This window comes from Rhodococcus daqingensis, assembly GCF_042665615.1.
Lineage (GTDB): Bacteria > Actinomycetota > Actinomycetes > Mycobacteriales > Mycobacteriaceae > Rhodococcus_G > Rhodococcus_G daqingensis.
On the sequence record NZ_JBHTCS010000018.1, the window covers coordinates 25,583 to 49,821 of the forward strand.

The window sequence follows — 24,239 nt, forward strand, 5'->3', positions numbered from 1 at the left end:
AAGCCTGCGCTCAGGCACTGAACGTAGAGTGGGGCCCCGGCGGGGCCCACCCTCGCCGCACCTGACTGTCCCACCACCGAAAGAGCACTCACCGATGCCAAGCGGTTCGGAAAATCGCGGCGCCAAGAACTCCGGCGCCAAGTCAGCCAAGGCCATCAAAGCCGCCAACAAGAGTGCCGGCGGCGCCAAGACCAAGGCCGGGCTGCCCAAGCAACGCCACATTCCCTGGCTGACCATCGGCGCGGTGGTGGCCGTACTGGCCCTGATCACTGTGCTCGCGGTGAATCTGTTCCCGAAGTACCAGGACAAGGCCGAGGCCGACAAGTTCGCACCGAGCGCCGAGAACAAGGACCCCTCGACCGGGATCGACGGCGTCGTGCGGACCGAGTACCCGCCCGCGCTGCACGTGAGCGCGACGCAGCGGGTCGCCTACGACCAGTCCCCGCCGTTCGGCGGCCCGCACGACGCGACCTGGGCCACCTGCACCGGCATCGTGTACCCGAACGCGATCCGCACCGAGAACGCCGTGCACTCGCTCGAGCACGGCGCTGTGTGGGTCGCCTACAACCCGGACAAGATCTCCGGCGACCAGCGCGATGCGCTCGCGGACCGCGTGGACGGCAAGTCCTACATGCTGATGTCGCCGTACCCGGGCCTCGACTCCCCGATCGCGCTGCAGAGCTGGGGCCACCAGCTCAAGCTGGACGACGCGAACGACCCGCGGATCAACCAGTTCATCGCCGCGCTGCGACTGAACAACTTCGGGGTCTACCCCGAGGTCGGCGCGAGCTGCTCGACGATCCCGGGGGCGTTCGACCCGGACAACCCGCCGGCGTTCGACGGCTCGGCTCCCGGACCCGACGCGGTGCCGATGACCGGCGAGGGCCTGGCACCCGACCAGGGCGAGCTGGGCACCGGCGGACTGCCCGGCGGAGTGCAGTTGCCGACGGACCTCCAGGTTCCGCCTGCGGCACCGGCACCGGCTCCGGCGGGCTGACATGGCTGATCAGACCGGAGCCGAACCGGCCGCAGTCGAGCAGGAGGCAACCGAGCAGGCGCAGGACGGCGGCAAGCGGAGTCAACGGACCGCCCTCGCGGTGCTCGGCCTGATCGCCGCCGTCGCGATCGGGTTCGCGATCGGGTTCCTGGCGAGCCTGCCGCTGCGCGACGACGCCGCCGCCACTCCGGGCGCCGGGTCGGTGGACGTAGGGTTCGCGCAGGACATGACGGTGCACCACAACCAGGCGGTAGAGATGTCGGCGATCGCGATCGCCAACGCCACCGACCCGATGGTCCGCGACCTCGCCTACGACATCCTCACCACCCAGCAGAACCAGATCGGCCAGATGACCGGCTGGCTGTCGCTGTGGGACCAGCCGCTGCTGCGGACCGGCGACTACATGACCTGGATGGGCTCGGACGGCCACGGGCACGGCGCCGAGGGGCACGGGTCCGGCGGACAGGGCGCGACCGGCGAGGGGGACGCCGGTCACGACATGGGCGCGATGACCTCCGCAGCCGCGCAGCCCGAGTCGACGGGGGCGATGCCCGGCATGGCCAGCTCCGAGGACCTGGCGGCGCTGCGCCAGGCTCGCGGACCGGCCGCCGACGTTCTCTACCTGCAGCTGATGCTTCGTCATCACCAGGGCGGTCTGCCGATGATGGAGTACGGCGCCCAGCATGCGGAGGTCCCGGCCGTTCAGATGCTGGCGCAGACGATGGTCGACACCCAGCAGAGCGAGGCGGACCGGATCATCACCATGCTGAGCGAAAAGGGCGCGGCTCCCCTGCCGATGAACTAGGGCGGCCCGGGGGCGTCGCTCACGCGGCGCTTCCGGGTGCCACGAACGGCGTCAATGCCGCGAGAAACTCGTCGGGCATTTCGATCATGGGGCTGTGCCCGGAGCCCTCGATCACCACGGGTGACAGCCCGGCGCTGTCGTAGCGCGCGACGTTGACGTCGGTCGGCGTCAGCACATCGGTCGACCCCCAGACGACGAGGACCGGTTTGCCGAGGTCGGCGAGCCGGTCGGCCACCGCGCGATCGTCGTTGAGATCGTCGCCGGCACTGGATTTGCACACACCCCGGTGGGTGAGTTGCTCGAGCGACCGGTGCGCGAGGTCCGGCACCGTGAAATCGGCGTCGAATCCGGTCTGCAGCGAGCTCTCGGTCATGGCATCGACGCCGCGAAACCGGTCGAGAACGGCACCGACGATCGGCCAGCAGCCGACCTGTGCCAACGTCGGCTGGTCGAAAAGGTCTTTGTCCCCGTACGTGTCGACCACCGCGACGCGCTCGACAACGTGCGGCTCACGCTCGGCGATCGCCGTCGCAACGTGGCCGCCCATCGAATGCCCGACCAGCACGGCACGCCGCACACCGAGCGCATCCAGGGCTCGCGTGACGGCCTGAGCCTGGCCGGCCGCGCCGTACTCGTCATCCTCGCGCGGCGCGTCGGAGCCGCCGTGACCGACCAGGTCGATCGCGACCACACGTTGGCTCGTCTCGGCGAGCGCAGGCGCGACCTGCTCCCACCACTCGATCGAGGCGGAGTAGCCGTGCAGAAGGACGATCGCCCTGTCACCGCCGGTCGGTCCGTACTCGCGCACGTTCAGATCCGGGCCCTCGAGCTCGATCACCCGGCCACCCGCAAACGACTCCGCGCTCCGGGTCTCGCGCGATACCAGGAATGCGTTGACCAGCACGAGCGCCAGCAATCCGACGACGACGGTGGCGGCGATCCGGAGCCTCATCGCCTGCACGCTACTCGGTCAATCCGACTGAACCAGTGCGGCATTGGGTCCGCGCGCTGGGTCCTCACCAGGGCTCCGCGCCACGATTCGGGGCCGTTTATGGATTCCTGCGCTCCATGCGCTACGCTAAGCCCGCCCAATGGCACACCGGATTCATCCGGTGCGCCCCCGTAGCTCAGGGGATAGAGCGTTCGCCTCCGGAGCGAAAGGCCGCAGGTTCGAATCCTGCCGGGGGCACCACCATCAACTCGCGCCATTGATGGATCGGTGCAGTTCTCAGCCGCGATCTGCGGATTCTCATCACACTGTGTGGCGCAATGGCGCGGAAACCGCCATTGCGCGCACAGAATGTGCGCGCAATGCGGTCGCGGCTAGCTGCCGAGCGCGGTCAGCGGCGTCATGTCGAAGTAGTCCCGCCAGGCCACGATCTTGCCGTCCGGGGCGATCTCGAAGACGCCGACCACCGGCAGGTCGATCTGCTTGCCGTTGATGGCGAACACGTCGGTCCGCTCGTTCATCACGATCGAACCGTTGGCCACCTGGTGGTGCACGTTGAACTCGATGCCTCCGAACGATCCGACGAATCCCGTGATGAAGTCCTTGATCGCGGCCTTCCCGACGACCGGTTCCATCGGGATGTTGTGGTAGACGGCGTCTTCCGCGAAATACTCGATGATCGCATCGGGATCGGCCTGCGCCCAGAGCGCGCAGAATTCGGTGACGACGGACTCCGGATTCATGGGTTCCCCTTCGGTTGTGGTGTGCGTGTGCCGACACCTTCTCATGCGGCGCCTCCAGAAGCTCCCGGCATCGAGCATCTCGGCACGAACGCGCGGATGCCGTTGACATATCCGCCGATGTTGACGCGGAGCACGGCGTCCCAGCCCCGAACCCGGATCACCAGCCGACGGGCCCCGATGCCGCGAAGAACGACCCGGTCGGGCCGTCCGCTCCGATGGCCGCCATGCGAACGATGATCGCGGCGCCCTCGGCCACCGACTGGGTGCCGCTGTGGCCGTTGAGGTCGGTCGCGGTGTAACCGGGATCGACCACATTGACCCGGAACCGCGGCAGCGCCTTCGCGTACTGCGTGGTGATCATGTTCACCGCGGTCTTGGACGAGGGATACCCGATGCCGACGATCCCGGCCTCGAGCCGCTCGGGATCGGTCGTGACCGCGAGTGAGCCCATGCCGCTACCCACGTTGACCACGACGGGCGCCCCCGATCGATCGAGCAGGGGGATGAAGGCGTGCATCATCCGGACGATGCCGAAGACGTTGGTCTCGTACACCTCCCGCACCTGGTCCGCGCGGGTGCCTCGCGGATGGTTGAACGTCCCTCCGATGCCCGCGTTGTTCACGAGCACGTCGAGCACGCCCTCGCGCTGCTCGATGAGCGCGGCCGCCGCGGCGACGGACGCGTCGTCGGTGACGTCGAGGGTGACGTGCCGCGCACCGAGCGCGGCGGCTGCCGCCTCCCCGCGACCGGCGTCGCGGGCCCCGAGGTAGACGGAGTGGCCGGTCTCGATGAGGGCGCGGGCGGTTTCGAATCCGAGGCCCTTGTTGGCTCCGGTGATGAGTGTGATCGTCATGATCCCACTGTCGGCCTGCGCGGGCACGCTACCCAGCCGTCCCGTCGTCCTGGGACCGCCGGTACCACCCTCGCGGGCGTGGGACGGACAATACTCGAAGCATGAGTGCTGACGAACGGGAGCTCGGCCGGATGCTGCGCGCATGGCGCGACCGGGTGGATCCCGGCGAGGCCGGCATCCCGGTCGGCCCCAAGCGGCGGTCTCCCGGCCTTCGACGGGAAGAGGTCGCGCTCGCGGCGGGCGTGTCGGTCGATTACCTCACGCGGCTCGAACAGGGACGCTCGCGGCATCCGTCGCCCCAGGTGCTCTCGGCGCTGGCCCGCATGCTCCGGCTGACCGCCACGGAACGCGACCACCTGTTCCTGCTCGCCGGCCTCCTCGCCCCGTCCGCCGGCACCGTCGACTCGCACGTGACACCGGGCGTGCAGCGCCTCGTCGAGCGGATGCGTGACCTGCCGGTCGCCGTCTTCGACGCGCGCTGGACGCTCGTGACCTCGAGTCCGCTCTGGGACGCGCTGATGGGCGCGCCGCTCGCAGGGGATGCGCGTGCGCGCAACCTGCCATGGCTGATCTTCCTCGGCCCCCCGGCCCGGGTGCGCCACAGTCCGGAGGAGCGGCGGACGCTCGAGTCCGCGGTCGTCGCCGACCTCCGTCAGGCGAGCACCCGCTACCCGCGCGACCGCGAGCTCGCCGACCTCGTGCACGGACTCCGAGCGGAATCGCCCAGGTTCGCCGAGCTCTGGGAGCGCGCCGAAGTCACCACGCACACCGCCGACCGCAAGACGATCGAGCACCCCGAGGTCGGCACGATCACCCTCGACTGTGACGTCCTCACCGTGCAGGGCGCCGACCTGCGGATCGTCGCCTACTCCGCGGAGGCCGGCAGCGCCGATGCTGCGGCGCTCGACCTGCTGCGCGTCATCGGTGAGGCGCCGCTCAGTCCAGATCGCGCAGCCGCCGCATCACCCGGGCGATCTCGACGTCGTGTGCCGGATCCGCGGGCAGCGCCAAGGTGACGGCGTCGGCCAGCCCGCCGATCCGGTCGTGGATCAGCTCGGGCAGCGCCTCGTACCGCGCCGACGGCGACAGTGCGCTCAGCACCTCGTCCGTCACCAGGTCCGGCAGCCGGCCCCAGTCGTTGGCCCGGACCATCCGCGCCAGCGGTTCCCGCAGTTCGCCGAGGCCGCAGCGTTCGAGCTCGCGGCGGTATTCCGGGGTCGAGTACAGGAAGGCGAACTGACGCCGCTGGCGCTCGCGCTCGGCATCGAGGTCGGCCTCCGTCGCGCCCGCGATCACCTGAAACCCGGCGACGATGTCACAGTCCGCCGGGTCTCGGCCTGCGGATGCCGCACCCTCGGCCACTGCGGGCCGGATGTCCTGCGCGAGCGACTGCGGGCTCGAACCGGTGGGGTGCGCGATCAACCCGTCCGCGACCTCGCCCGCCACCGTGCACATGCGCCTGCCCACCCCGCCCAGGTAGATCGGCGGGCTCGGCGTCTCACCGTCCGCCGCCTGGTGGGGGTTGAAGTACGGCTGCATCCGCGTGAACCGGTAGTGCTCGCCCTCGAACGGGGTCAGCTCGCCGGTCCGGAACGTCTCGAACGCGGCCCGCACCACCCGCACGTACTCGGCCATCCGCGCGGCGGGCGGGCCCCACGGCATCGCGTACCGCTGCTCGATGTTCTGCCTGATCTGACTGCCGAGTCCGAGGTGGAACCGTCCGCCGGACGTCCGTGCCAGGTCCCAGGCGGTGTACGCGGTGAGCAGGGGGCTGCGGACGAACGCGAGCGCCACCGACGTCCGCACCACGATCCGGGAGGTGCTCTGCAACGCGATCAGCGCGAGCAGGAACGGGTCGTGAACCGTCTCCGAGACGTGCATGCCGTCGTAGCCCGCGGCCTCGACGCGCCGGGCATACGCCGCGACGTCGCCGAGGCCCATCCGTGGGTCCGCCCCGGTGAAGACCTTCATCGCGTCGTCACTGCGGTGCGACGTGCGGCTCGATGATCGCCAGGATCGACTCGATCTCGCCGCCCGGCACCGCGAAGTGCTCGGTGATGGCGACGGTGATGACGTTCTCCCCCGCACCCATGTCGAGCAGGAACCGGGCCACCACGTTCGGACCCCACTCCCGGAACTCGAGGTCACGGATCCCGGTGATCGGCTTGTACTGGTCGCCGTGCTCCAGCTCGGCGATGATCTCCGGCCCGGAATCGCCCGTGCGCTGGCCGTTCTCGACCCGGAAGCAGTTCGCCGACAGCCGTACCTTGCTCGCGTCGTGGCTGACCAGGCTGCTGAGGTACTCGCGTGCCATCGCCACCCGCGGGCTGTCGGCGGGCGCGCCGGTCAGCTCGGCGATCCCGTCGAGCAGCGGCCGGGCCAGTTCGGGCCTGCAGATGACGAGGTCCGGGAGGTACGGGTGGGCCTCGTTGTAGATCAGCGGCGACCCGTCGATCCGCGAGCAGTGCAGGCCCGCCGCCTGTGCCACCCCGACCGGCGCCGCCGAATCCCACTCCCACTGACCACCGGCGTGCACGTAGGCGTCGGCCTCGCCGCGCAGCACCGCCATCGCCTTGGCACCGGCCGAGCCCATCGGCGCGACCTCGGCGCCGATCCGCTCGGCCAGCGCCCCGATGAACTCGGGAGGGCGACTGTCGCTGACCAGGATTCGCGGTCGTTCCCGCCCGGCCGGAGCGAGCGGCCGGGCAGATCCGCTCACATACACCTCGCCAAGCGCGGGCTGGGCGACGGCGGCCGCCGTGATCCCCGCGCCGCGTTCCCACAGCGCGATGTGCACCGCCCAGTCCGGACGCCCCGGCAGCCCGTACTCGCGCGAGCCGTCCAGCGGGTCGATGATCCACACCCGCGGATTGTCGAGGCGCGCACGGTCGTCCGCGGACTCCTCGGACAGCACGGCGTCGGCGGGATGCCGTTCCCCGAGCAGCCCCAGCAGCAGCGTGTTCGCCTCCTTGTCGCCCCGGCGGCCGAGCTCGCGCGCCTGCGCCTTCTCGAGCGGGGTCTCCCCCAGCTCGCGGTTCCTGAGTTCCAGGAGGAGTTCGCCTGCGCGGGAGGCCAGTTCGCTCGCGAGTGCTGCGTCGGTCGTCATAGGCTCAGATACTCCATGATCGCGGCGGCCTGGGCGACGGGATCGCCGTCCTCTGGGCGCAGCACCAGTTCGGCGTTCGTCGGCGCCTCGTACGGATCGTCGACACCGGTGAAGCCGGTGATCTCCCCGGCCCGCGCCTTGGCGTACATGCCCTTCGGGTCGCGCGCCTCGCACAGCTCGACGGGGGTGTCGATGAACACCTCGACGAAGGGAAGCCCGGCCGCGATGTGCTGGGCCCGCACCCGATCCCGGTCTTCCCGGTACGGACTGATCAGCGAGGCGACCGCGACCATTCCCGCGTCGGCCAGCAGCTGCGCGACCTCGCCGACGCGTCGTACGTTCTCGGCCCGGTCCGCGGCACCGAACCCGAGGTCGGCGTTGAGCCCGTGCCGCAGATTGTCCCCGTCGAGCCGGTAGGCGGGCACCCCGGAGGCCACCAGCCTGCGCTCGAGTTCGACCGCGACCGTGGACTTCCCGGACGCGGACAACCCGGTCAGCCATACGGTCGCGCCCTTGGTGGCGCGCTCGGCCCGGGAAACCGACGCGGCGTGCCAGACGACCTTCGATTCCTTCAGCGTCGGCCCGGTGATCATGCCGGCCGCGACGGTGTTGCCGGTGGACTCGTCGACCAGGATGAAGCTGCCGGTCACCCGGCTGCGACGGTACGGATCGAACAGCAGCGGCTGCTGCGTCTTGAGCTGGATCCGGCCGATCTCGTTGAGCGACAACGACTGCGCGGATTCGTCCCGGTGCAGGGTGTTGATGTCGAGCCGGTAGTCGAGCCGGACCACCTGCGCCTTGGTGGACTTGGTGGTGTGCAGCAGGGTGTACCGCGCGTTCTCGGAGAGCGAGGACTGTTCGGTGAGCCAACAGACCATCGCGTCGATCTCCTGGCCGACCTGCGGGCGGTTGTTCGGCCTGCAGAGCACGTCGCCGCGGCTGACATCGAGGTTGTCGGCGAGCGAGATGGTCACCGCCGACGGCGCGAACGCCTCCTCGATCACCGAGCCGCCCGGACCGAAGATGGCCTCGACCGTGGAGGTGAAGCCCGACGGCAGCACGACGACCTCGTCGCCCGGCTTGAACACGCCGCTGGCGACGGTCCCCGCGTAGCCGCGGAAGTCGTGCAGCTCGGCGTCGGTCTGGCGCTGCGGCCGGATCACGTACTGGACCGGGAACCGCGCGTCGATGAGGTTGCGGTCCGAGGCGATGTGCACGTCCTCGAGGTGGTGCAGCAGCGACGAGCCCTCGTACCAGGGCATGTTCTCGGTGCGGGTGACGATGTTGTCGCCCTTGAGCGCGGAGACCGGGATGAACGTCAGGTCGTGCACGTCGAGCTTGATCGCGAACTGCCGGAACTCCTCCTTGATCTCCTCGAAGCGTTCCTGCGACCAGTCCACCAGGTCCATCTTGTTCACACACAGCACCAGGTGCGGGATCCCGAGCAGCGTGGACAGGAAGGCATGCCTGCGGGTCTGCTCCAGCACGCCCTTGCGCGCGTCGACCAGGATCAGCGCGAGGTCCGCGGTGGACGCCCCGGTCACCATGTTGCGGGTGTACTGCTCGTGACCGGGGGTGTCGGCGATGATGAACTTGCGGTGCGGGGTGGCGAAGTACCGGTGCGCGACATCGATGGTGATGCCCTGTTCCCGCTCGGCGCGCAGGCCGTCGGTGAGCAACGCGAGGTTGGAGTACTCGTCGCCGCGGTCGCGGCTGCTGCGCTCGACCGCCTCGAGCTGATCCTCGAAGATCGACTTGGAGTCGTAGAGCAGCCGCCCGATCAGCGTCGACTTCCCGTCGTCGACGCTGCCGGCGGTGGCGACGCGGAGCAGCTGAAGAGCGTGGTGGGACTGCGGCATCAGAAGTACCCCTCCTTCTTGCGGTCTTCCATCCCGGCCTCGGAGATCCGGTCGTCGGCGCGGGTGGCCCCCCGCTCGGTGATCCTGCTGGCCGCCACCTCGGTGACGACCGCCGCCGCGGTGGCCGCGGAGGACTCGACGCAGCCGGTGCAGGTCGCGTCTCCGACGGTCCGGAACCGGACCAGCTCCTCGTACGGTTCCTCGCCGGGCAGCAGCGTGAGGAATCTGGTGTGCGCCAGCAGCATGCCGTCGCGCGGGACCACCTGGCGGCGGTGGGCGTAGTAGATGGCGGGCAGCTCGATCTCCTCCTCGAGGATGTACTGCCAGATGTCGAGCTCGGTCCAGTTCGACAGCGGGAACACCCGGATGTGCTCTCCCTTGCGGTGTTTGCCGTTGTAGAGGTTCCACAGCTCGGGTCGTTGCGCGCGCGGGTCCCACTGCCCGAACTCGTCGCGGAAGCTGAACACCCGCTCCTTCGCGCGGGCCTTCTCCTCGTCACGGCGCGCCCCACCGAACACCGCGTCGAACTCGTTGTCGCGGATGCCGCGCAACAGCGCATGCGTCTGCAGACGATTGCGGCTGGCCCGCGGACCCGTGTCCTCGGTGACGCGGCCGGCGTCGATGTCGTCCTGGACGCTCGAGACCACGAGGCGCAGACCGAGCTCCTCGACCACGCGGTCCCGGAACTCGATCACCTCGTCGAAGTTGTGGCCGGTGTCGACGTGCATCACCGCGAACGGCAGCGGCGCCGGCCAGAAGGCCTTGGCGGCGACGTGCAGCATCACCACCGAGTCCTTGCCGCCGGAGAACAGCAGGACGGGGCGCTCGAAGGTGGCGGCCACCTCACGGAAGATGTGCACCGCTTCCGCCTCGAGCGCGCCCAGGTGGGACAGCTCGTAGGCGGGTGGGGCATGGCGGGTTGTCATGTGCGGCTCCTCGACTGGATCGGGGTCCGAGCCATCGGTACATTTTTGTACCGGGGCGGTTCGAATTTGAAGTCTGAGCCGACAATAGAACGCGTTCTAGGTCGGGTCAATCCCCCCGCCGGCCGAGACCCGACCCGGACCGCCGTCCCGTTCCGGCCACCGCCCGCCGACCTCGGCCGTCACCGCATCGGCCGCCGCCACGAGCGCCTTCCCGCGGCGCGCGATCTCCGCACCGCTGATCGACGAGCCCACATCGAGCGTCAGGACCAGCGCCTGATGCCCGTCGGCGTCGTAGGTGGGCGCGGCGATCAGGCTCACCGGATACTCGGTGTCGGCGGCCAGCTCACGCCCCAGGTACACGCGCTCGCCCAGGCTCGAGACCATCTCGCCGAGCAGCTCGCGGATCTCCGACGGCAGGTCCTGCCCGGCGACGCCCTGCATGAGAGAGAAGAGCCTGCGACCCATCGGGGTCAATCGCTCCACGAGGTACCCCGCCTCGCGGCAGTCCTCGACGACCTGACCCAACAGGTCGCGATCGAGCACCACCGGCAGCGTCGGCTCCCGCCGCAGCCACGCCTCGAGCTCGCGGTCGACGCTCCACAGCACGTACATGAGCCCCACCGGGGGCGCGAACGGGTAGGCCTGGCCCACCTTGACCGCGGTCCGACCGCTCTTGACCCCGGACGGCGTGGCCACCTCGAGGATCATGATCCGATCGCCCACCACGGCGGATGCCGAACAGACGGACCCGAATTCGGCCGCAAGCCGGTCGAGCTGGGTGCGCGCGATCGGGCCGACCGCGAACCCGCGCTGCGCCGCGCGACCCGCCGCGATCAGCGCGGGGCCGAGCCCGTACGTCTTGGCCACCGGGTCGCGGGTGAGGTACCCGCCGGCGACCAGCGCCGACAGGATCCCCAGGCACGTCGGCTTGCTGATCGAGAGCGCGCGGGCGAGCTCGGACAGGCCGAATCGCTGATCCTGGCGGGCCACCAGGTAGTCGAGCACCTGCACCACCCGCTCGGTCGGGGGCGAGCGACGCCCGGCGACTGTGTCCTGCTCTTCAGCCATTGACCACTCCTTAGAACACGTTCTATTGTCGGACCATTACCGGTCTACCACCTAGGTACATATTTGTACCATTTGAACGCGAGGAGCGGGAGTGCTGACAGAACCCCTGGCCGAGGCCATCGCCGAGGCCGAGAAGCTGGTCGAGGCCGCCCCACACATCCGGTCCGAACAGGACCTGCTCGAGGGGTACCAGTACCTCGCGGGCGGAATCCTGGCGACCGTGCACGCCGCCTGGGCGACCGAGAAGACCCATCCCGGCTTCATCCAGGGCACCGGGCCGTACATGAAGATGGGCCTGGACAACCCCGACACCCTCTACTTCGGTGCCCGGATCAACGACGACGCCGAGTACATCGTGACCGGCACCCGCGGCACCACCGCCGATCTCAGCTTCCAGGTGCTCAGCGGCAACTACACCAACGCGAACGTCCCCGGCAGCGAGATCGCCTTCGACGACCGGGAACTCCACATCGAGGACGACGGCACCTTCGTGGCGACCTTCGGGCCCGGACCCGCCGACGGCCGCACCAACCACTTCACCCTCGCGCCGGGCTCCTCGCAGCTGGTCGTCCGCGAGGTGTACAGCGACTGGGAGCAGCGGCGCGGCACCATCCGGATCGAACGTGCGGACCGGCGGGGCGTCCCGTTCGACCCGCTGACCCGGGAGGAGACGGAGAAGCGTTTCGCTCGCGCGGGCAAGGCGCTCGTCAGCCGCGTCAAGACCTGGCTGCAGTTCCCCGAGTGGTTCTACACCAAGCTGCCGGTGAACACGATGACCGCGCCGCGGCTCACCCCGGGCGGACTGGCCACCCAGTACTCGTCCGTCGGCCACTACGAGCTCGCCGACGACCAGGCGATGATCATCACGGTGCCCAAATCCGATGCGCCCTACCAGGGATTCCAGCTCGGCAGCCTCTGGTACATCTCGCTCGACTACACCGGCCACCAGACCTCGCTGAACAACACCCAGGCCCAGGTGGATCCCGACGGGATGATCCGGATGGTGGTCAGCGAGCGCAATCCCGGCGTCACCAACTGGATCGAGACGGTCGGGCACCCCCGCGGCTACCTGCAGTTCCGCTGGCAGCGCACGTCGCGGGAGTTCACCCCCGCCGACGGACCGACCGTGGAGGTGGTGAGCCTGGACGAGGTCGCCGCCAGACTTCCCTTCCACGAACAGAACAAGATCACGCCGGAGGACTGGACCGCCCGCATCGCGGCGCGCCAGGCCGCCGTCGCCAACCGGATGCTGGGGTAGTACGACCATGACAAATCTCTTGCAGGACAAAGTCGTTGTGATCTCCGGTGTCGGGCCGGCGCTCGGCCGCACCCTCGCGCTGCAGTCCGCCGCCGCCGGGGCCGACCTGGTGCTGGCCGCCCGCACCCAGTCGCGGCTCGACGAGGTGGCCAAGGAGGTCACCGACCTCGGCAGGCGCGCGGTGACGGTGTCCACCGACATCACCGACCAGGCCTCCGCCGAGAACCTGGTCGCCGCCAGCGTCGACGCCTACGGCCGGGTCGACGTCCTGGTGAACAACGCGTTCTCGATTCCGTCGATGAAGCCGCTCGCCCGCACCGACTACCAGCACATCCGGGACAGCATCGAGCTGACCGTGCTCGGCGCGCTGCGGCTGACGCAGCTGTTCACCCCCGCCCTCGAGGAGAGCAAGGGCGCGGTGGTGAACATCAACTCGATGGTGCTGCGCCACTCGCAGGAGCGCTACGGCAGCTACAAGATGGCCAAGGCCGCCCTCCTCGCGATGTCGCAATCGCTCGCCACCGAGCTGGGCCCCAAGGGAATCCGGATCAACTCGGTCGCGCCCGGCTACATCTGGGGCGACACCCTCAAGCAGTACTTCGAGCACCAGGCCCAGAAGTTCGGGATCACCGTCGAGCAGATCTACGAGCACACCGCGGCGGCCACCGACCTCAAGCGGCTGCCGGAGACCGAGGAGATCGCCGACGCGGTCATCTTCCTGGCCTCCTCGATGGCCAGCGCCATCACCGGCCAGTGCCTCGACGTCAACTGCGGCGAATTCCACCACTAGAAAGTCGAAACAGATGACTGAACGCACCACCGTCGGGACCGTCGAGGACCTGCACGCGTCGGCGACGAAGATGACCGGCATGACCGACTTCGGCGTCGACGACTACACCGAGGCGCTCGGGGTACTGCTCGACTCCTACGCAGGCGACGAGGACCTGACGCCGTTCGGCAGCAAGATCTCCCGGGTCTTCCTGCGCGGCGCCCTGGTCGCGCGACTGCTCAGCGAGGCCGCGTGGAAGCAGCATCCCGAGCATGCCGACGTGCCGATCGAGCGGCCGATCTTCGTCACCGGGCTGCCCCGCACCGGCACCACCGCGCTGCACCGGCTGCTCACCGTCGACCCCGCGCACCAGGGCCTGGAGATGTGGCTGACGGAGATGCCGCAGCCGCGGCCGCCGCGGGAGAGCTGGGACTCGAACCCGGTCTTCCAGGGCATCGAGGCCCAGTTCAGCAAGCACCACATCGAGCACCCCGAGTTCATGGGCGTGCACTACATGTCGGCGGGCGAGGTCGAGGAGTGCTGGCAGCTGCTGCGCCAGACCTTCAAGTCGGTGTCCTACGAGTGCCTGGCCAACCTGCCGACCTACTCGAAGTGGCTCGAGGGGCAGGACTGGACCAATGCCTATGCGCGGCACAAGAAGAACCTGCAGCTGATCGGCCTGCCGGATCGGGACCGCCGGTGGGTGCTGAAGAACCCGAGCCACCTGTTCGCGCTCGACGAGCTGATGGCGGTGTACCCGGACGCGCTGATCATCCAGACCCACCGCCCGCCGACCACGATCATCCCGTCGGTGTGCAGCCTCGCCGAGCAGGCCACCGACGGCTGGTCGAACAAGTTCCGCGGCGAGGTGATCGGGCGCAGTCAGCTCGAGCTGTGGGCGCGCGGCCTCGAGCAGTTCAACGCCGCCCGGGCGAAGTACGATCCGGCGCAGTTCATCGACGTCGACTACCAGGACTTCGTCGCCGACCCGCTGGGCACGGTCGAGGGCATCTACACCCGCTTCGACATCCCGCTGACCGCGCAGGCACAGCAGGCGATGGAGGCGATGCACGAGGAGAGCCGGTCCGGTGATCGGCGGCCCGCACACAAGTACACCCTCGAGGAGTTCGGGCTCACCGCAGCCGAGGTCGAGGAGCGCTTCGGCGCCTGACCGGAGTGACGGTCGCGGCGTCCACCGGAGACGCCGCGGCCGCCGGCTCGGCCCTCGCGACGGTCAGGCCGGCCGGGACCCGGCTCGGTCGCCGCTGTCATCGGCCGGCTCGACCACCCTCTGCAAGGCCGCCGTGATCGTGGCGAGTTCCTCGTCGGCCAGCCTGTCCGCGAAGCGCTCCGCGATGCCACGCAGGTAGATCGGCGCGGCCTCACGGTATCGGCGCCTGCCAGCGTCGGTGATCGTCACGAACGCCGACCGGCGATCGTCGGGGTTGGCGTCCCGCTGTACGAGCCCGTGGGTCTCCATCTCGGCCACCAGGCGGCTGACGCGGGTGCGGCTGAGCACCACCCGCTCCCCGAGATCACTCATCCGCAGCCGGGTGTCGCTGGCTCCCGCCAGTTCGAGCAGCACGTCATACCAGGCCAGCGGCAGCCCGGTCGTGCGCTTCAGGTCGCCGTCGAGCTTGGGAACCAGCCGCGCATGGACCTGCAGGAGCGCGCCCCACGCGCTCGTCTCCAGGTGACGTCTCCGGGAATTCCGTGTCGCTGCCACCGAGGCAGTCTAGCCGGGCCCACCCCACCAGTTGCGTGTGTACGCACATTAATATTTAATGTGCGTACGCACGCACATGAGTGGGTGCACCCAGATGGAAGGTGACACGATGACCGAGTTGATCACACGCGAGGAACTGGCCGCCGCGCTCCGCGACGACTCCGTGGTGCTCCTCGACACGCTCCCCGCCGACTACTACGACAAGGCGCACATCGCCGGCGCACTGAACCTCGTCGAGGCCGACGTGGAATCGATGGCGCCGCAAGTCCTTCCGGACCGAGACGCGGCGATCGTCACCTACTGCGCGAGCATCTCGTGCCGCAACAGCGAGATCGTGGCCACCCGGCTCCGCACACTCGGGTACACCAACGTGCGCACGTACCGGGAGGGCATCGCGGACTGGGAGTCCGCCGGCCTGCCGATCGACGGCTCGAGCACCGCGCTCCAGGAGCACGTCACCGGCTGACCGGGCGCCAATCGATCCCCGCCCGTCACGCGACCTCAGACCACCCGGTGGCGTGCAGGGCGGGGATCACCTGCAGCAGCGCCTCCGCGATCTGCTCCCCCACCCGCTCGAACGCTTCTCCTCGCAGTCCCACCGGGTCGCTGATCGACTCGCCACCCGGCCGGACATCGTCTCGGCCTGCGGCCATCTCGTGCACGGTCCGCGCGCCGGTCAGCCACACGATGCGGCGGGCCTCCGGCAGCGTGAAGCTGCGATCGACGGCCGTGGGCAGCAGGCGCACGGCCTCGTCCCGCACGGACTCCGACATCGCCAACACGAGGTCGGCGCGCTCGATCATCTCGGGCCGCAGCCGACGGGCGACGAAGCCCGACGGATCGCCGCCGAGCCCGCGCAGCACCTCCGCGGCGACCGGTTCCATCGGGAATCCGACCAGAGCCCTGGTCCCGGCACTCTCCGCGATCACGCCCGCCAGTCCCAGCTCCGCGGCGATCGCGATCGCGAGCCGCTCGGCGATGGCCGACCGGCACACGTTGCCGTTGCAGACGAACAAGACGCGCATGGCCGGACTTTATCCACGCCGATTGACCTCTGCGAGTTGAGAACTCACAATCCGTGGCGAGATCGCCGGACGTTCACCGAACCCACCCGACGAGTTCATCGACCCGCTACTTCCCGGCAACTCCCGGGCGGGGTGCGACTCGGAAACAGGTAGGTATCCCCGTAGTTCCACCGTCCCAGGTGAGGACGAGAACGAGAACAGTGTGACCCATGTCACCAACCGCCACCCACCGAGGTTCCGATGCACCAGGACCAACACACACCCCCGCACACCCTGAAGTCCCGCGGCCGGGCCGACGGCGCTCCTGACAGCGAGCACCGAATGATGGCCGTCGACGGGGACGCCGCCGAGCGAACTCGAGCGTGGCGTCGACTGTGCGACGTCCTCGAACAAGCGGGCGCCGTCAGTCCGCACGCCGGGTGGGTGATCAATTTCGCGATCACGTGGGCGCCGTTCGGTGGCGCGAGCCCGGCCGAGCTGCTCGAGACGTTCGGCGTCACACCCGCACGGTTTCTCCAACTGCTCCGCGAGTCACTCGACCCGCGCGGCGGGGTCCCCCACCTGGAGACGCTCAAGCGTCAACTGAGCGAATCACTGCTCAGGGCCTGGGCCGGCGTCGGCCGCACGCAGTCGCCCCGCCCGAGGCGTCGTGCGACGGCCGCGCCCGGTCGAGCGTAGGCGTCACGTCGCGGCCAGGCCGGTGAGGTCGCGTAGCACCACGTGGTTGCGGTCCGACGTCGTGCCGAGGGTGTATTCGGGCATCAACCCGAAGTACTCGCCACGGCTGCGCTGGCTCCACTGCCTCGCCAGGTCGGTACGCGTCTTGTAGAAGTTCACCATGTAGCCGCCCTCGTGGATTCGCAGCAGGCTGTAGCCGCCCGGATACTCCTTCACCGCGCCGACCTCCAGGAACTCGACGGCCGCGGCCGTGTCGGGCCGGGTCCGGCGGTTGCGGTGGGTGTGGCCGCTGTGGTGCAGGAAGACTCCGGGCGACCGCACGTAGAGGTCCTGCAGCTCACACGAACTCGCCTGGTCGAGGATGAATCCCGGACCCGCGAGGTTGGACATCCCGGCCTCGACGGTGACGGGATGGTGCCCGAAGACCAGCGTGGGCCGGTCCGGGTCGGCGTGCAGGGTGTCGCGAACCTGTGCCATCTGGTCCGGCTCGATCACCCCACCCGAGGCATCGAGCGCTGTGGTGTCGAGCGCGAGCACCCGGAGCCCGCCGAGGTCGTGCCGCTGGATCCGCTGTCGCGGCACGAACACATCTCCCCAGCAGTCGTGGTGGTCGGGCGCTCCGGGCACCACCGAGCAGCCCGCGTACGCCGCCCCGCGGTGCGGGCGGTCGTGATTGCCGCGACTGACGAAGTAGTCGCGGCCGAGTTCGCCCCAGCCGTCGAGCCGCTCGCGCAGCTCGGACGAGTCCGCCGCCGACGCCTCGTCGGTCAGGTCGCCGGCGATGACCAGATGATCGGCGCCGCGGTCGTCCCGGCGCAGGTCGTCGAGCATCGCGGCGAGCATCACCTCCGGATAGGGCGGCAGCCCCGGTTCCTGCCGATAGCCGGGCGGCTGCCCGGCGGCGACGATGCCGCTCAGTTCCTCCCCGTAGTGCAGGTCGTTCGCGAGCGCGATCGTGCGCAGATGCCTGCCGGGCGGCGCCACCAGCGTGGTGAATCGGCCGGCCGATTCCGGTGTGCCCGGCCGTCCCGTCACGACAACCGTTGGGACGGCGCGCATTCCGTTCGAGTACGCCTCGAAGCGGTACGTCCGCCCCGGCTCGAGGCCGTGCACCTCCGCGTAGTGAAAGGGGGTCGGCGCCCCGTCGAACACGGCCGTGCGCGGGGCCGCGAGCCCATCGGCGGGACCGATCCGCAGCTCGGTGTCGGCGGCGACCGGGAGCGGCCTGCCATGGTCGTCGACCCGGATCACCGACACCGACGCCCACGTCACGATCGCGGAGGTATCGGTGATCGTGACGACCTCGAGATCCAGCGCGAGCATCGGCTCCGCCCCCGCGCGGGCGACGCCCCCACGGCCGGCACCGAGCACGGGTAGCACCGCGGCCGCCCCCAAGATCTGGAGCACCCGGCGCCGGGATGGCCCGCAACAACCCACGATCGGTGAGCGTAGCGGCGACCGCCTAGGCCCGCAGGCCTACCGCGCGTGCGCCACCAGGTGTTCACCGAGCAGCGCATCCAGCCGCTCCGGCGCCTCGTCGGGGATCCAGTGACTCACACCCTCGAGGATCTCGAACCGGTACGGGGCGTCGACGTATCGCGACGTCAGCGCGGGACCGACCGGCCCGACCGCGGTGTCGCCGTCGCTCCACACGTGCAGGGTGGGCACCCGCACCTTGGTCGACGCCCGACCCGGCGTCGTGAAGGCCATCCCGCGGTACCAGTTCAGCCCGCCGCGGGCCCTGTCGCGCTCGCGCATCGGTTCGGCATCACGGGCCACGTCCTCGGGCGACATCCCGGTGGCGCGTAGCTGTTTGCGGAAGGCGCCACCGGCCAGCAGCAACTCGGGCAGCACCGGAATCTGGACGGCCAGCATGTACCAGGACTTGAGCACCTGACTGCTGGTGAGCACGGACCGGACGAAGGCGGCAGGGTGCGGCACCGACAGCGTCGTCAGCGTGCGGACCAGGTCGGGGCGGTCCACCGCGACAGTCCACGCCGCGGCGGCGCCCCAGTCGTGACCGACCAGGTGCACCGGGCCCGCCCCTGCCTGCTCGATCAGCGCCACCACGTCCGCGCTCAGCTGGGAGCTGCGGTAGGCCCACCGTGATCGCGGCCGGGCACCGGGCGAGGCTCCTCGCAGGTCGGGCGCCAGGGTCCGGAAGCCACGCCGGTGCAGCAGCGGCGCCACCCGATCCCAGGACCGCGAGTCCTGCGGGAAGCCGTGCAGCAGCACAACGGGCGCCCCGTCGATCGGACCGGTGTCGCGGACGTCGAACGTCAGACCGCCGCGGCTGAACGTGGTGATCCGATCGCTCATGCGCGCGACCCTACGCGGACCTGCCTGCCCACCTCACGGGCCTTGGCGCCGGCAGGCAGGAACTGTCCTGTCTTCTCGACACCGAAGCCGGGGGTGAACTCCCCCTCCCGGTACACGAGCCGGCCGTTGATGACGGTGGCCACCGCCGCGGCATCGCTGCGGTTGACCATCCGGCGCAGGCCGCCGTACTCGGGCACCGGCTCCTCGAACAGTCCGTCCACCGAGGCATCCAGTCCCGCCGGATCGACCACCACGAGGTCGGCACGGTCGCCCTCGCGCAGGTGGCCCGCATCGATTCCGTACCAGTCGGCCAGCTCCCCGGTGAGCCGGTGGATCGCACGCTCGATCGTGAGGAACGGCTTGCGGGAGGACTGGGCGTCGTTGACCCGCTTGAGGAGTCGGATCGGGTAGTTGTAGAACGCCATGTTGCGCAGGTGCGCGCCGGCGTCGCCGAACCCCATCTGCACGCCCGGGCTGGCGGCCAGCCTGTCGGCGAACTTCGGCCGGTGATTCGCGACCGTAGTCCGCCACCGCAGCGTCCTGCCGTACTCCACGACCAGGTCCAGGTACGCGTCGACCGGGTGGACCCCCCTCTCGTCGCCCACCCGGCCGAAGGTCTTGCCGATCAGGGTCTCGTCGGGGCACCCGACGATGACCGCGTCGTAGAAATTGCGGTGCCAGATGCGCGGCGAGTACTTGTTGTCGTAGTCCTTGCGGAACCAGCGGCGGTACTCCTCGTCCTGCAGCAGCGCGTTGCGTTCCACCTCGTTCTTGAGGTGCAGCGCGGCGGCGCCCGCACCGAACTCCTCGAACACCACCAGGTCGATGCCGTCCGCGTACACGGTGAACGGCACCGGCAGGTGCTGCCAGCGGAAGTTCGTCTTGGCGAAGCGGTTCAGCAGCGGAGCCGCCGTCAACATGAAGTACACGATCGCCGGGTAGGCCTTGGAATCGGCGCCGGAGAGCAGCGACGTCTTGAGCGCTTTCTTCCGTCCGATCGCTGAGCTCTCAACGAAGAACGCGGCCACGTTGGGGTGCAGGTTGATCGTCGGCGCGCTCTGCAGGATCTTGCCGCGATCGCGCAGGATCCGGTTCAGGAAGCGAAACTCGCGCCAGCGCGCGTACGTCGACGGCAGTGAGCGCGAACGGTATTCGTCGCCGTCGATCTTGTCGAGGGCATTGGTCATCGAGGACAGTCCGAGGAACCCGGCGTCGATGGCCTCGGTGAGCATCGAGCCCATCCGGTCGAGCTCGGCGGCGGTGGGCTTGGTCTTCTTGTCCGTGCCGCGGCCGAGCCCGAGGACGTGGGTGCGGATGTCGGAGTGGCCGATGAACCCGGCGACGTTCGGGCCGAGCGGCAGTGAGTTGAGCGCGTCGACGTACTCCGCGGGCCCGCGCCAGGTCTTGTTCTCCTCCAGGATCCGGAGCACCGACTCGCGCGGCACGGCCTCGACCCTGCTGAACAGGTCCGCGCACTCGCGCGGGGTCGAGTACACCGTCGAGAGCGAGCAGTTGCCGAGGACCACCGTGGTGACGCCGTGCCGGACCGACTCGGGCAGACCCGGGCTGACCAGGGCCTCCGCATCGTAGTGGGTGTGCACGTCGACGAAACCCGGGAGCACCCATTTGCCTGCCGCGTCGATGACCTCGGTGTCCGGTCCGATCGGCAGCGCGGCGGCGGAGACGGCCGCGACGACGCCGTCCCGGATCCCGAGATTGCGCCGCTGACCGGCGGCCCCGGTGCCGTCGAACCACAGGCCGCCGTTGACCACGATGTCGAACTCGGTCATTGTCGCGCTCCTCACATCGAGTACGTGTTACCCGAGGTTACATATCCCGTTGAGTGGAAGTCAATGGACCGGTTGAGCATTTCTCAATAGAGTGCTGGGCATGGCCGCTGCCCCTCGCTCTCCCGCCGATCGGCGCGCCCAGATCCTCGAGGTCGCGGTGCGGATGCTCGAGTCGGAGTCCTTCGACGACCTGTCGATCGACCGGGTGGCCGCGGAGGCCGGGGTGTCGCCGCCGCTGCTGTTCCACTACTTCAAGAACAAGCAGGGCTTCCGGAACGCGGTACTCCAGGCCAGCGCGGAGGCCCTGCAGCAGCGGATGAGGCCCGATCCAGCGCTGCCGACATCCACCCAGCTGCGCGCGGGTGTGGAGACCTTCTTCGACGCGGTGGTCGCGCACCCGACGAGCTACCTGGCCGTGATGCGGTTGGCGGGCAGCGGCGACGAGGGCATGCGCCGGATCTATCGCGGGATGCGTCGCACCTTCACCGACTGGATCGTGCACGCGCTGACCGAACTCGGCCTGCCGACCACTCCCGCCGTCGACGCCGCCGTGCAGGGCTGGCAGGCCTTCATGGAGGAGATCGTCCTGTCCTGGCTGGACGAGCCCACGATGGCGCGCGTCGAGGTGATCGACCTGTGCGAGCGGGCCTTCTATCACCTGCTGCCGGCCGCGGGCCTCGACGCCGAGCAGATCGCGCGCGCGATGGCGTCGGCTCAGCCGGGACCTCCCCTGCCCTGATCGCCCCGGCCCGCAACCGGGAATACCTCGGCCTCCCCCAGCACCTCGATGGCCACCAGCGCACCCACCGACGGGGTCCTGGTGCCGGCCTGACGGACCCGGATAGGGGTCGGCGAGGAGTTGAGGGTGATGTCGAGCAGCGCCTGCGAGCCGAGGAACTCGGTCGCGATCACGGTGCCCGTCTTGCGTCCGTCGGACGCCGTCCCCAGGTCCGAGGCCACGATCTGTTCCGGGCGCAACAGCATCCGGGCGGGACCCTCGAACGCATTCTGCCGCACCGGGACTCGACCCAGAGCGCAGTCGGCGACGCCGCCGGTCACGACCGCGGGCAGCAGCACGCACTCGCCCAGGAATTCCGCGGTGAAGATGTCCGCGGGGCGGTGGTACAGCTGCTCCGGCGCTCCCACCTGGGTGAACCGGCCCGCCCGCATCACCGCGACCTGCCCGGCGAAGGAGAGGGCCTCCTCCTGGTCGTGGGTGACCAGGATCGTGGTCACACCCGTCGCACCGAGCGCCTGCGCCACCGCCTTCCTGGTCGAGGCGCGCAGGCCCGCGTCCAGCGCGCTGAACGGCTCGTCGAGCAGCATCACCTCGGGTTCGCGGGCCAGCGCGCGGGCCAGCGCCACCCGCTGCTGTTGTCCACCGGAGAGCTCGTGCGGCCGCCGCCGCGCATAGGACTCGTCGAGCGAGACCATCTCCAACAACTGCGCGATCCGGCGCTCGGACCCCGCCCGGTCCCGGAATCGCCCGCCTCGCAGGCCGAAACCGATGTTCCCGGCAACGGTGAGGTGGGGGAACAGCGCGCCGTCCTGTGCCACATAGCCGACCCGGCGCCGGTGCGCGGGCACCACCCGGTCCGGCCGCGCCACCAGGGCGCCCGCGATCGTCACCGTCCCTGCGTCGGGCCTGTCGAAACCCGCGACGACGCGCAGCAGGGTGGTCTTCCCGCAACCGGACGAGCCGACGACCGCGGTGGTCGTGCCGCGCTCGACGCGCAGGCTCACCGCGTCCAGGACCAGGATCGGGCCGTAGGACTTCGACACCGAGTCGATCTCCACCTCACTCACAGCCCGGCCGCCTTCTGTGACCGACGCAGCAACAGGTATGTCATGGGCAGCGCGAGCAGGATCATCGTCAGCGCGTAGGGCGCGGCGGCGGCGTAGTCGAGTTCGCTTGTCAGCGACCAGAACCGGGTCGAGAGCGTTCGCGTCCCGTTCGGTGCGAGGAGCAGCGTGGCGGTCAGTTCCGTCACGACCGCCATGAACACCAGCGCGGCTCCCGCCGCTGCCGCGGGCGCGGTCAGGCGCAGCGTCACCCTCACGAAGGTGCTCACCTGCGAGTGTCCGAGCGCGGCCGACGCCTCCTCGAGCCCGACCGGCACCTGAGCCAGCCCCGAACGCAGCGACACCAGCGCCCGCGGCAGGAACATCAGCACGTAGGCGGTGATCACCACGATCACGGTCTGGTAGAGCGGATTGGCGTAGCGGATGGTGACGGTGATCAGCGCGAGCGCGGTGACGATGCCCGGAAGCGAACTGGTCACGTAGTTGCAGCCCTCCACGATCCTGCTGAACACCCCCGGGCGCCGCACCGCGATCCAGGCGACGGGGAACGCCAGCGCCGTGGTCACGGCGGCGCCGAGCACGCCGAAGACGAGGGTCTGGGTGAGCGCGGGCCACAGCGTGTCCGTTCGCCAGACCTCCGCGCCGCCGACTCGCAGCCAGCGCACGATGGTCCACAGCGGGACACCGAGCGCGGCGACGGTCAGCGCCACCAGCCCGAGCGCGGCGGGTACCGCGCTCCATCGCAACCGGATCCGGTCGGGCCGGCGAGGCGCGCCAGAGCCCAACCGCGCATACCGGGCCGAGCCCCTGGCCGCGGCCTCGGTGACGAGCAGGATCAGGCAGCACAGCACCAGCACGCTCGCGAGCATGCTGCCGGCCGCGCCGTTGAACGTGGACTGGAACTGCTCGAAGATCGCCGTGGTGAAGGTGTCGAAGCGGAGCATCGCGAACGCCCCGTACTCGGCGAGCATGTGCAGTCCGATCAGCAACCCCCCACCGAGGATCGGTAGCCGCAGCTGCGGCACGACGATCCGGAAGAACACCCGGTACGGACCGGCCCCGAGCGCGTTCGCCGACTCCTCGACACCCGGGTCGAGTCGACGCAGCGTCGCGGCGACGGGCAGCGCGACCAGCGGGAAATAGGACAGCGTGGCGATCAGCACCCCGGACCACAGGCCGTGCAGGGACGGGATCACGCTCACCCAGGCGTAGCTGTTGACGAATGCCGGCACCGCGAGCGGGGCGGCCAGGATCGGGGCCCAGTACCGGTGTCCGAAGACGGTGGTGCGCTCGACGATCCACGCGGCGCCGACCCCGAGTGCCATGCAGATCGGAACGGTGACGGCCACGAGCGAGACGGTGTTGCGCAGCAGTTCCCCGACCCGGGGACGAAAGATCAACGCGGACGCCGTCGCCCAGCCGGTGGTGATCGTGGTGGCGATGACATACCCGAGCGGGATGAGCGTGATCGCCACCAGCGCCGCGACCATGGCCGCGACGGCCGGCGGCACCCGCCGTCGCTCCGATCGCCCGGATCGGGGGCGCGCGAGCGTGGGCGCGATCAT

The 24,239-nt window shown here is 69.8% G+C and carries 24 protein-coding genes and 1 tRNA gene; 10 read left to right on the forward strand and 15 right to left on the reverse strand.

What is annotated here, in order from left to right; genetic code table 11:
- The first annotated feature begins 94 nt into the window (after positions 1-94).
- Both ACFQS9_RS16605 and ACFQS9_RS16610 read left to right on the forward strand, forming a co-directional pair.
- Positions 95-997: a DUF3105 domain-containing protein gene (locus tag ACFQS9_RS16605; RefSeq protein ID WP_378406609.1), complete on the forward strand. Its 903-nt coding sequence runs from the start codon at positions 95-97 to the stop codon at positions 995-997.
- 1 nt (position 998) lies between these two features.
- Positions 999-1,802 (forward strand): DUF305 domain-containing protein, encoded by an 804-nt coding sequence (locus ACFQS9_RS16610; protein ID WP_378406611.1) that lies wholly within the window; start codon positions 999-1,001, stop codon positions 1,800-1,802.
- Between the two features lie 19 nt (positions 1,803-1,821).
- Here the strand turns inward: ACFQS9_RS16610 and ACFQS9_RS16615 are convergent, their stop codons facing one another.
- Positions 1,822-2,754, reverse strand: coding sequence for an alpha/beta fold hydrolase (locus ACFQS9_RS16615; protein ID WP_378406613.1), 933 nt, complete (start codon positions 2,752-2,754; stop codon positions 1,822-1,824).
- Positions 2,755-2,918: 164 nt separating this feature from the next.
- Here ACFQS9_RS16615 and ACFQS9_RS16620 point away from each other — a divergent pair.
- Positions 2,919-2,994: transfer RNA gene (locus tag ACFQS9_RS16620), tRNA-Arg, on the forward strand.
- Positions 2,995-3,125: 131 nt separating this feature from the next.
- Here the strand turns inward: ACFQS9_RS16620 and ACFQS9_RS16625 are convergent.
- Together ACFQS9_RS16625 and ACFQS9_RS16630 are read right to left on the reverse strand one after the other, a co-directional pair.
- Positions 3,126-3,494, reverse strand: a complete 369-nt coding sequence (locus ACFQS9_RS16625) for a nuclear transport factor 2 family protein (protein ID WP_378406615.1) — start codon at positions 3,492-3,494, stop codon at positions 3,126-3,128.
- Between the two features lie 157 nt (positions 3,495-3,651).
- The gene (locus ACFQS9_RS16630; RefSeq protein WP_378406617.1) at positions 3,652-4,347 is read right to left on the reverse strand and encodes an SDR family NAD(P)-dependent oxidoreductase; all 696 of its coding nucleotides are present in this window, start codon (positions 4,345-4,347) and stop codon (positions 3,652-3,654) included.
- 101 nt (positions 4,348-4,448) lie between these two features.
- On the opposite strand from ACFQS9_RS16630, the gene ACFQS9_RS16635 reads away from it, so the two are divergent.
- The gene (locus tag ACFQS9_RS16635; protein WP_378406619.1) at positions 4,449-5,363 is read left to right on the forward strand and encodes a helix-turn-helix domain-containing protein; all 915 of its coding nucleotides are present in this window, start codon (positions 4,449-4,451) and stop codon (positions 5,361-5,363) included.
- On the opposite strand, the gene ACFQS9_RS16640 is transcribed toward ACFQS9_RS16635, so the two are convergent.
- The 5 genes from ACFQS9_RS16640 to ACFQS9_RS16660 form a co-directional block, all read right to left on the reverse strand.
- The gene (locus ACFQS9_RS16640) at positions 5,284-6,318 is read right to left on the reverse strand and encodes a TIGR03617 family F420-dependent LLM class oxidoreductase (RefSeq protein ID WP_378406621.1); all 1,035 of its coding nucleotides are present in this window, start codon (positions 6,316-6,318) and stop codon (positions 5,284-5,286) included. The two genes, ACFQS9_RS16635 and ACFQS9_RS16640, sit on opposite strands and share 80 nt — an antisense overlap.
- A gap of 7 nt (positions 6,319-6,325) precedes the next feature.
- Complete coding sequence (locus ACFQS9_RS16645) at positions 6,326-7,453, reverse strand: 3'(2'),5'-bisphosphate nucleotidase CysQ (protein ID WP_378406623.1); 1,128 nt, start codon at positions 7,451-7,453, stop codon at positions 6,326-6,328.
- A complete protein-coding gene (cysN, locus tag ACFQS9_RS16650; protein WP_378406625.1) occupies positions 7,450-9,312 on the reverse strand; it encodes a sulfate adenylyltransferase subunit CysN in 1,863 nt (620 codons plus the stop codon). The genes ACFQS9_RS16645 and cysN overlap by 4 nt, the downstream gene beginning before the upstream one ends.
- A complete protein-coding gene (gene cysD, locus ACFQS9_RS16655; protein ID WP_378406627.1) occupies positions 9,312-10,238 on the reverse strand; it encodes a sulfate adenylyltransferase subunit CysD in 927 nt (308 codons plus the stop codon). Before cysD ends, cysN begins: the two co-directional genes overlap by 1 nt.
- Positions 10,239-10,334: 96 nt before the next feature.
- Entirely contained in the window at positions 10,335-11,306 is a 972-nt protein-coding gene (locus ACFQS9_RS16660; protein ID WP_378406629.1) for an IclR family transcriptional regulator, read from the reverse strand.
- A 91-nt stretch (positions 11,307-11,397) separates the two neighbouring features.
- Between ACFQS9_RS16660 and ACFQS9_RS16665 the strand changes: the two genes are divergently transcribed.
- Genes ACFQS9_RS16665 through ACFQS9_RS16675 form a run of 3 tightly spaced genes read left to right on the forward strand, consistent with a single transcriptional unit; the run spans position 11,398 to position 14,504 of the window.
- Entirely contained in the window at positions 11,398-12,564 is a 1,167-nt protein-coding gene (locus ACFQS9_RS16665; protein WP_378406630.1) for a hypothetical protein, read from the forward strand.
- Positions 12,565-12,571: 7 nt separating this feature from the next.
- Positions 12,572-13,354 carry an SDR family oxidoreductase gene (locus tag ACFQS9_RS16670; protein ID WP_378406632.1) on the forward strand — a complete coding sequence of 261 codons (783 nt, stop codon included), beginning with the start codon at positions 12,572-12,574 and terminating at the stop codon, positions 13,352-13,354.
- 13 nt (positions 13,355-13,367) lie between these two features.
- Positions 13,368-14,504, forward strand: coding sequence for a sulfotransferase family protein (locus ACFQS9_RS16675; RefSeq protein ID WP_378406634.1), 1,137 nt, complete (start codon positions 13,368-13,370; stop codon positions 14,502-14,504).
- A gap of 63 nt (positions 14,505-14,567) precedes the next feature.
- On the opposite strand, the gene ACFQS9_RS16680 is transcribed toward ACFQS9_RS16675, so the two are convergent.
- On the reverse strand, positions 14,568-15,059 hold the full coding sequence (locus ACFQS9_RS16680) for a MarR family winged helix-turn-helix transcriptional regulator (RefSeq protein WP_378406636.1): 492 nt from the start codon (positions 15,057-15,059) through the stop codon (positions 14,568-14,570).
- A gap of 109 nt (positions 15,060-15,168) precedes the next feature.
- Between ACFQS9_RS16680 and ACFQS9_RS16685 the strand changes: the two genes are divergently transcribed.
- Positions 15,169-15,525: a rhodanese-like domain-containing protein gene (locus tag ACFQS9_RS16685; protein WP_378406637.1), complete on the forward strand. Its 357-nt coding sequence runs from the start codon at positions 15,169-15,171 to the stop codon at positions 15,523-15,525.
- Between the two features lie 25 nt (positions 15,526-15,550).
- Here the strand turns inward: ACFQS9_RS16685 and ACFQS9_RS16690 are convergent, their stop codons facing one another.
- The gene (locus tag ACFQS9_RS16690) at positions 15,551-16,084 is read right to left on the reverse strand and encodes an arsenate reductase/protein-tyrosine-phosphatase family protein (RefSeq protein ID WP_378406639.1); all 534 of its coding nucleotides are present in this window, start codon (positions 16,082-16,084) and stop codon (positions 15,551-15,553) included.
- 240 nt (positions 16,085-16,324) lie between these two features.
- Between ACFQS9_RS16690 and ACFQS9_RS16695 the strand changes: the two genes are divergently transcribed.
- Positions 16,325-16,762, forward strand: coding sequence for a hypothetical protein (locus tag ACFQS9_RS16695; protein WP_378406641.1), 438 nt, complete (start codon positions 16,325-16,327; stop codon positions 16,760-16,762).
- Between the two features lie 3 nt (positions 16,763-16,765).
- On the opposite strand, the gene ACFQS9_RS16700 is transcribed toward ACFQS9_RS16695, so the two are convergent.
- From ACFQS9_RS16700 to ACFQS9_RS16710, 3 genes are all read right to left on the reverse strand, one after another.
- On the reverse strand, positions 16,766-18,169 hold the full coding sequence (locus ACFQS9_RS16700; protein ID WP_378406642.1) for a metallophosphoesterase family protein: 1,404 nt from the start codon (positions 18,167-18,169) through the stop codon (positions 16,766-16,768).
- 69 nt (positions 18,170-18,238) lie between these two features.
- Entirely contained in the window at positions 18,239-19,081 is an 843-nt protein-coding gene (locus ACFQS9_RS16705) for an alpha/beta fold hydrolase (RefSeq protein ID WP_378406644.1), read from the reverse strand.
- Positions 19,078-20,871 (reverse strand): N-acyl-D-amino-acid deacylase family protein, encoded by a 1,794-nt coding sequence (locus tag ACFQS9_RS16710; RefSeq protein WP_378406646.1) that lies wholly within the window; start codon positions 20,869-20,871, stop codon positions 19,078-19,080. Before ACFQS9_RS16710 ends, ACFQS9_RS16705 begins: the two co-directional genes overlap by 4 nt.
- A gap of 100 nt (positions 20,872-20,971) precedes the next feature.
- Between ACFQS9_RS16710 and ACFQS9_RS16715 the strand changes: the two genes are divergently transcribed.
- Positions 20,972-21,610: a TetR/AcrR family transcriptional regulator gene (locus ACFQS9_RS16715; RefSeq protein ID WP_378406648.1), complete on the forward strand. Its 639-nt coding sequence runs from the start codon at positions 20,972-20,974 to the stop codon at positions 21,608-21,610.
- On the opposite strand, the gene ACFQS9_RS16720 is transcribed toward ACFQS9_RS16715, so the two are convergent.
- Complete coding sequence (locus tag ACFQS9_RS16720; RefSeq protein WP_378406650.1) at positions 21,586-22,677, reverse strand: ABC transporter ATP-binding protein; 1,092 nt, start codon at positions 22,675-22,677, stop codon at positions 21,586-21,588. The genes ACFQS9_RS16715 and ACFQS9_RS16720 overlap by 25 nt on opposite strands.
- Positions 22,674-24,239, reverse strand: coding sequence for an ABC transporter permease (locus tag ACFQS9_RS16725; RefSeq protein WP_378406652.1), 1,566 nt, complete (start codon positions 24,237-24,239; stop codon positions 22,674-22,676). Before ACFQS9_RS16725 ends, ACFQS9_RS16720 begins: the two co-directional genes overlap by 4 nt.

Coding starts and splice junctions, on each gene's coding strand:
- ACFQS9_RS16635 (WP_378406619.1), top strand. CDS start 4,449: ATGAGTGCTGACGAACGGGAGCTCGGCCGGATGCTGCGCGCATGGCGC.
- ACFQS9_RS16645 (WP_378406623.1), bottom strand. CDS start 7,453: ATGACGACCGACGCAGCACTCGCGAGCGAACTGGCCTCCCGCGCAGGC.
- ACFQS9_RS16670 (WP_378406632.1), top strand. CDS start 12,572: ATGACAAATCTCTTGCAGGACAAAGTCGTTGTGATCTCCGGTGTCGGG.
- cysD (WP_378406627.1), bottom strand. CDS start 10,238: ATGACAACCCGCCATGCCCCACCCGCCTACGAGCTGTCCCACCTGGGC.
- ACFQS9_RS16640 (WP_378406621.1), bottom strand. CDS start 6,318: ATGAAGGTCTTCACCGGGGCGGACCCACGGATGGGCCTCGGCGACGTC.
- ACFQS9_RS16690 (WP_378406639.1), bottom strand. CDS start 16,084: ATGCGCGTCTTGTTCGTCTGCAACGGCAACGTGTGCCGGTCGGCCATC.
- ACFQS9_RS16695 (WP_378406641.1), top strand. CDS start 16,325: ATGCACCAGGACCAACACACACCCCCGCACACCCTGAAGTCCCGCGGC.
- ACFQS9_RS16725 (WP_378406652.1), bottom strand. CDS start 24,239: ATGATCGCGCCCACGCTCGCGCGCCCCCGATCCGGGCGATCGGAGCGA.
- ACFQS9_RS16615 (WP_378406613.1), bottom strand. CDS start 2,754: ATGAGGCTCCGGATCGCCGCCACCGTCGTCGTCGGATTGCTGGCGCTC.
- ACFQS9_RS16685 (WP_378406637.1), top strand. CDS start 15,169: ATGACCGAGTTGATCACACGCGAGGAACTGGCCGCCGCGCTCCGCGAC.
- ACFQS9_RS16715 (WP_378406648.1), top strand. CDS start 20,972: ATGGCCGCTGCCCCTCGCTCTCCCGCCGATCGGCGCGCCCAGATCCTC.
- ACFQS9_RS16705 (WP_378406644.1), bottom strand. CDS start 19,081: ATGAGCGATCGGATCACCACGTTCAGCCGCGGCGGTCTGACGTTCGAC.
- ACFQS9_RS16630 (WP_378406617.1), bottom strand. CDS start 4,347: ATGACGATCACACTCATCACCGGAGCCAACAAGGGCCTCGGATTCGAA.
- cysN (WP_378406625.1), bottom strand. CDS start 9,312: ATGCCGCAGTCCCACCACGCTCTTCAGCTGCTCCGCGTCGCCACCGCC.
- ACFQS9_RS16660 (WP_378406629.1), bottom strand. CDS start 11,306: ATGGCTGAAGAGCAGGACACAGTCGCCGGGCGTCGCTCGCCCCCGACC.
- ACFQS9_RS16710 (WP_378406646.1), bottom strand. CDS start 20,871: ATGACCGAGTTCGACATCGTGGTCAACGGCGGCCTGTGGTTCGACGGC.
- ACFQS9_RS16675 (WP_378406634.1), top strand. CDS start 13,368: ATGACTGAACGCACCACCGTCGGGACCGTCGAGGACCTGCACGCGTCG.
- ACFQS9_RS16610 (WP_378406611.1), top strand. CDS start 999: ATGGCTGATCAGACCGGAGCCGAACCGGCCGCAGTCGAGCAGGAGGCA.
- ACFQS9_RS16605 (WP_378406609.1), top strand. CDS start 95: ATGCCAAGCGGTTCGGAAAATCGCGGCGCCAAGAACTCCGGCGCCAAG.
- ACFQS9_RS16625 (WP_378406615.1), bottom strand. CDS start 3,494: ATGAATCCGGAGTCCGTCGTCACCGAATTCTGCGCGCTCTGGGCGCAG.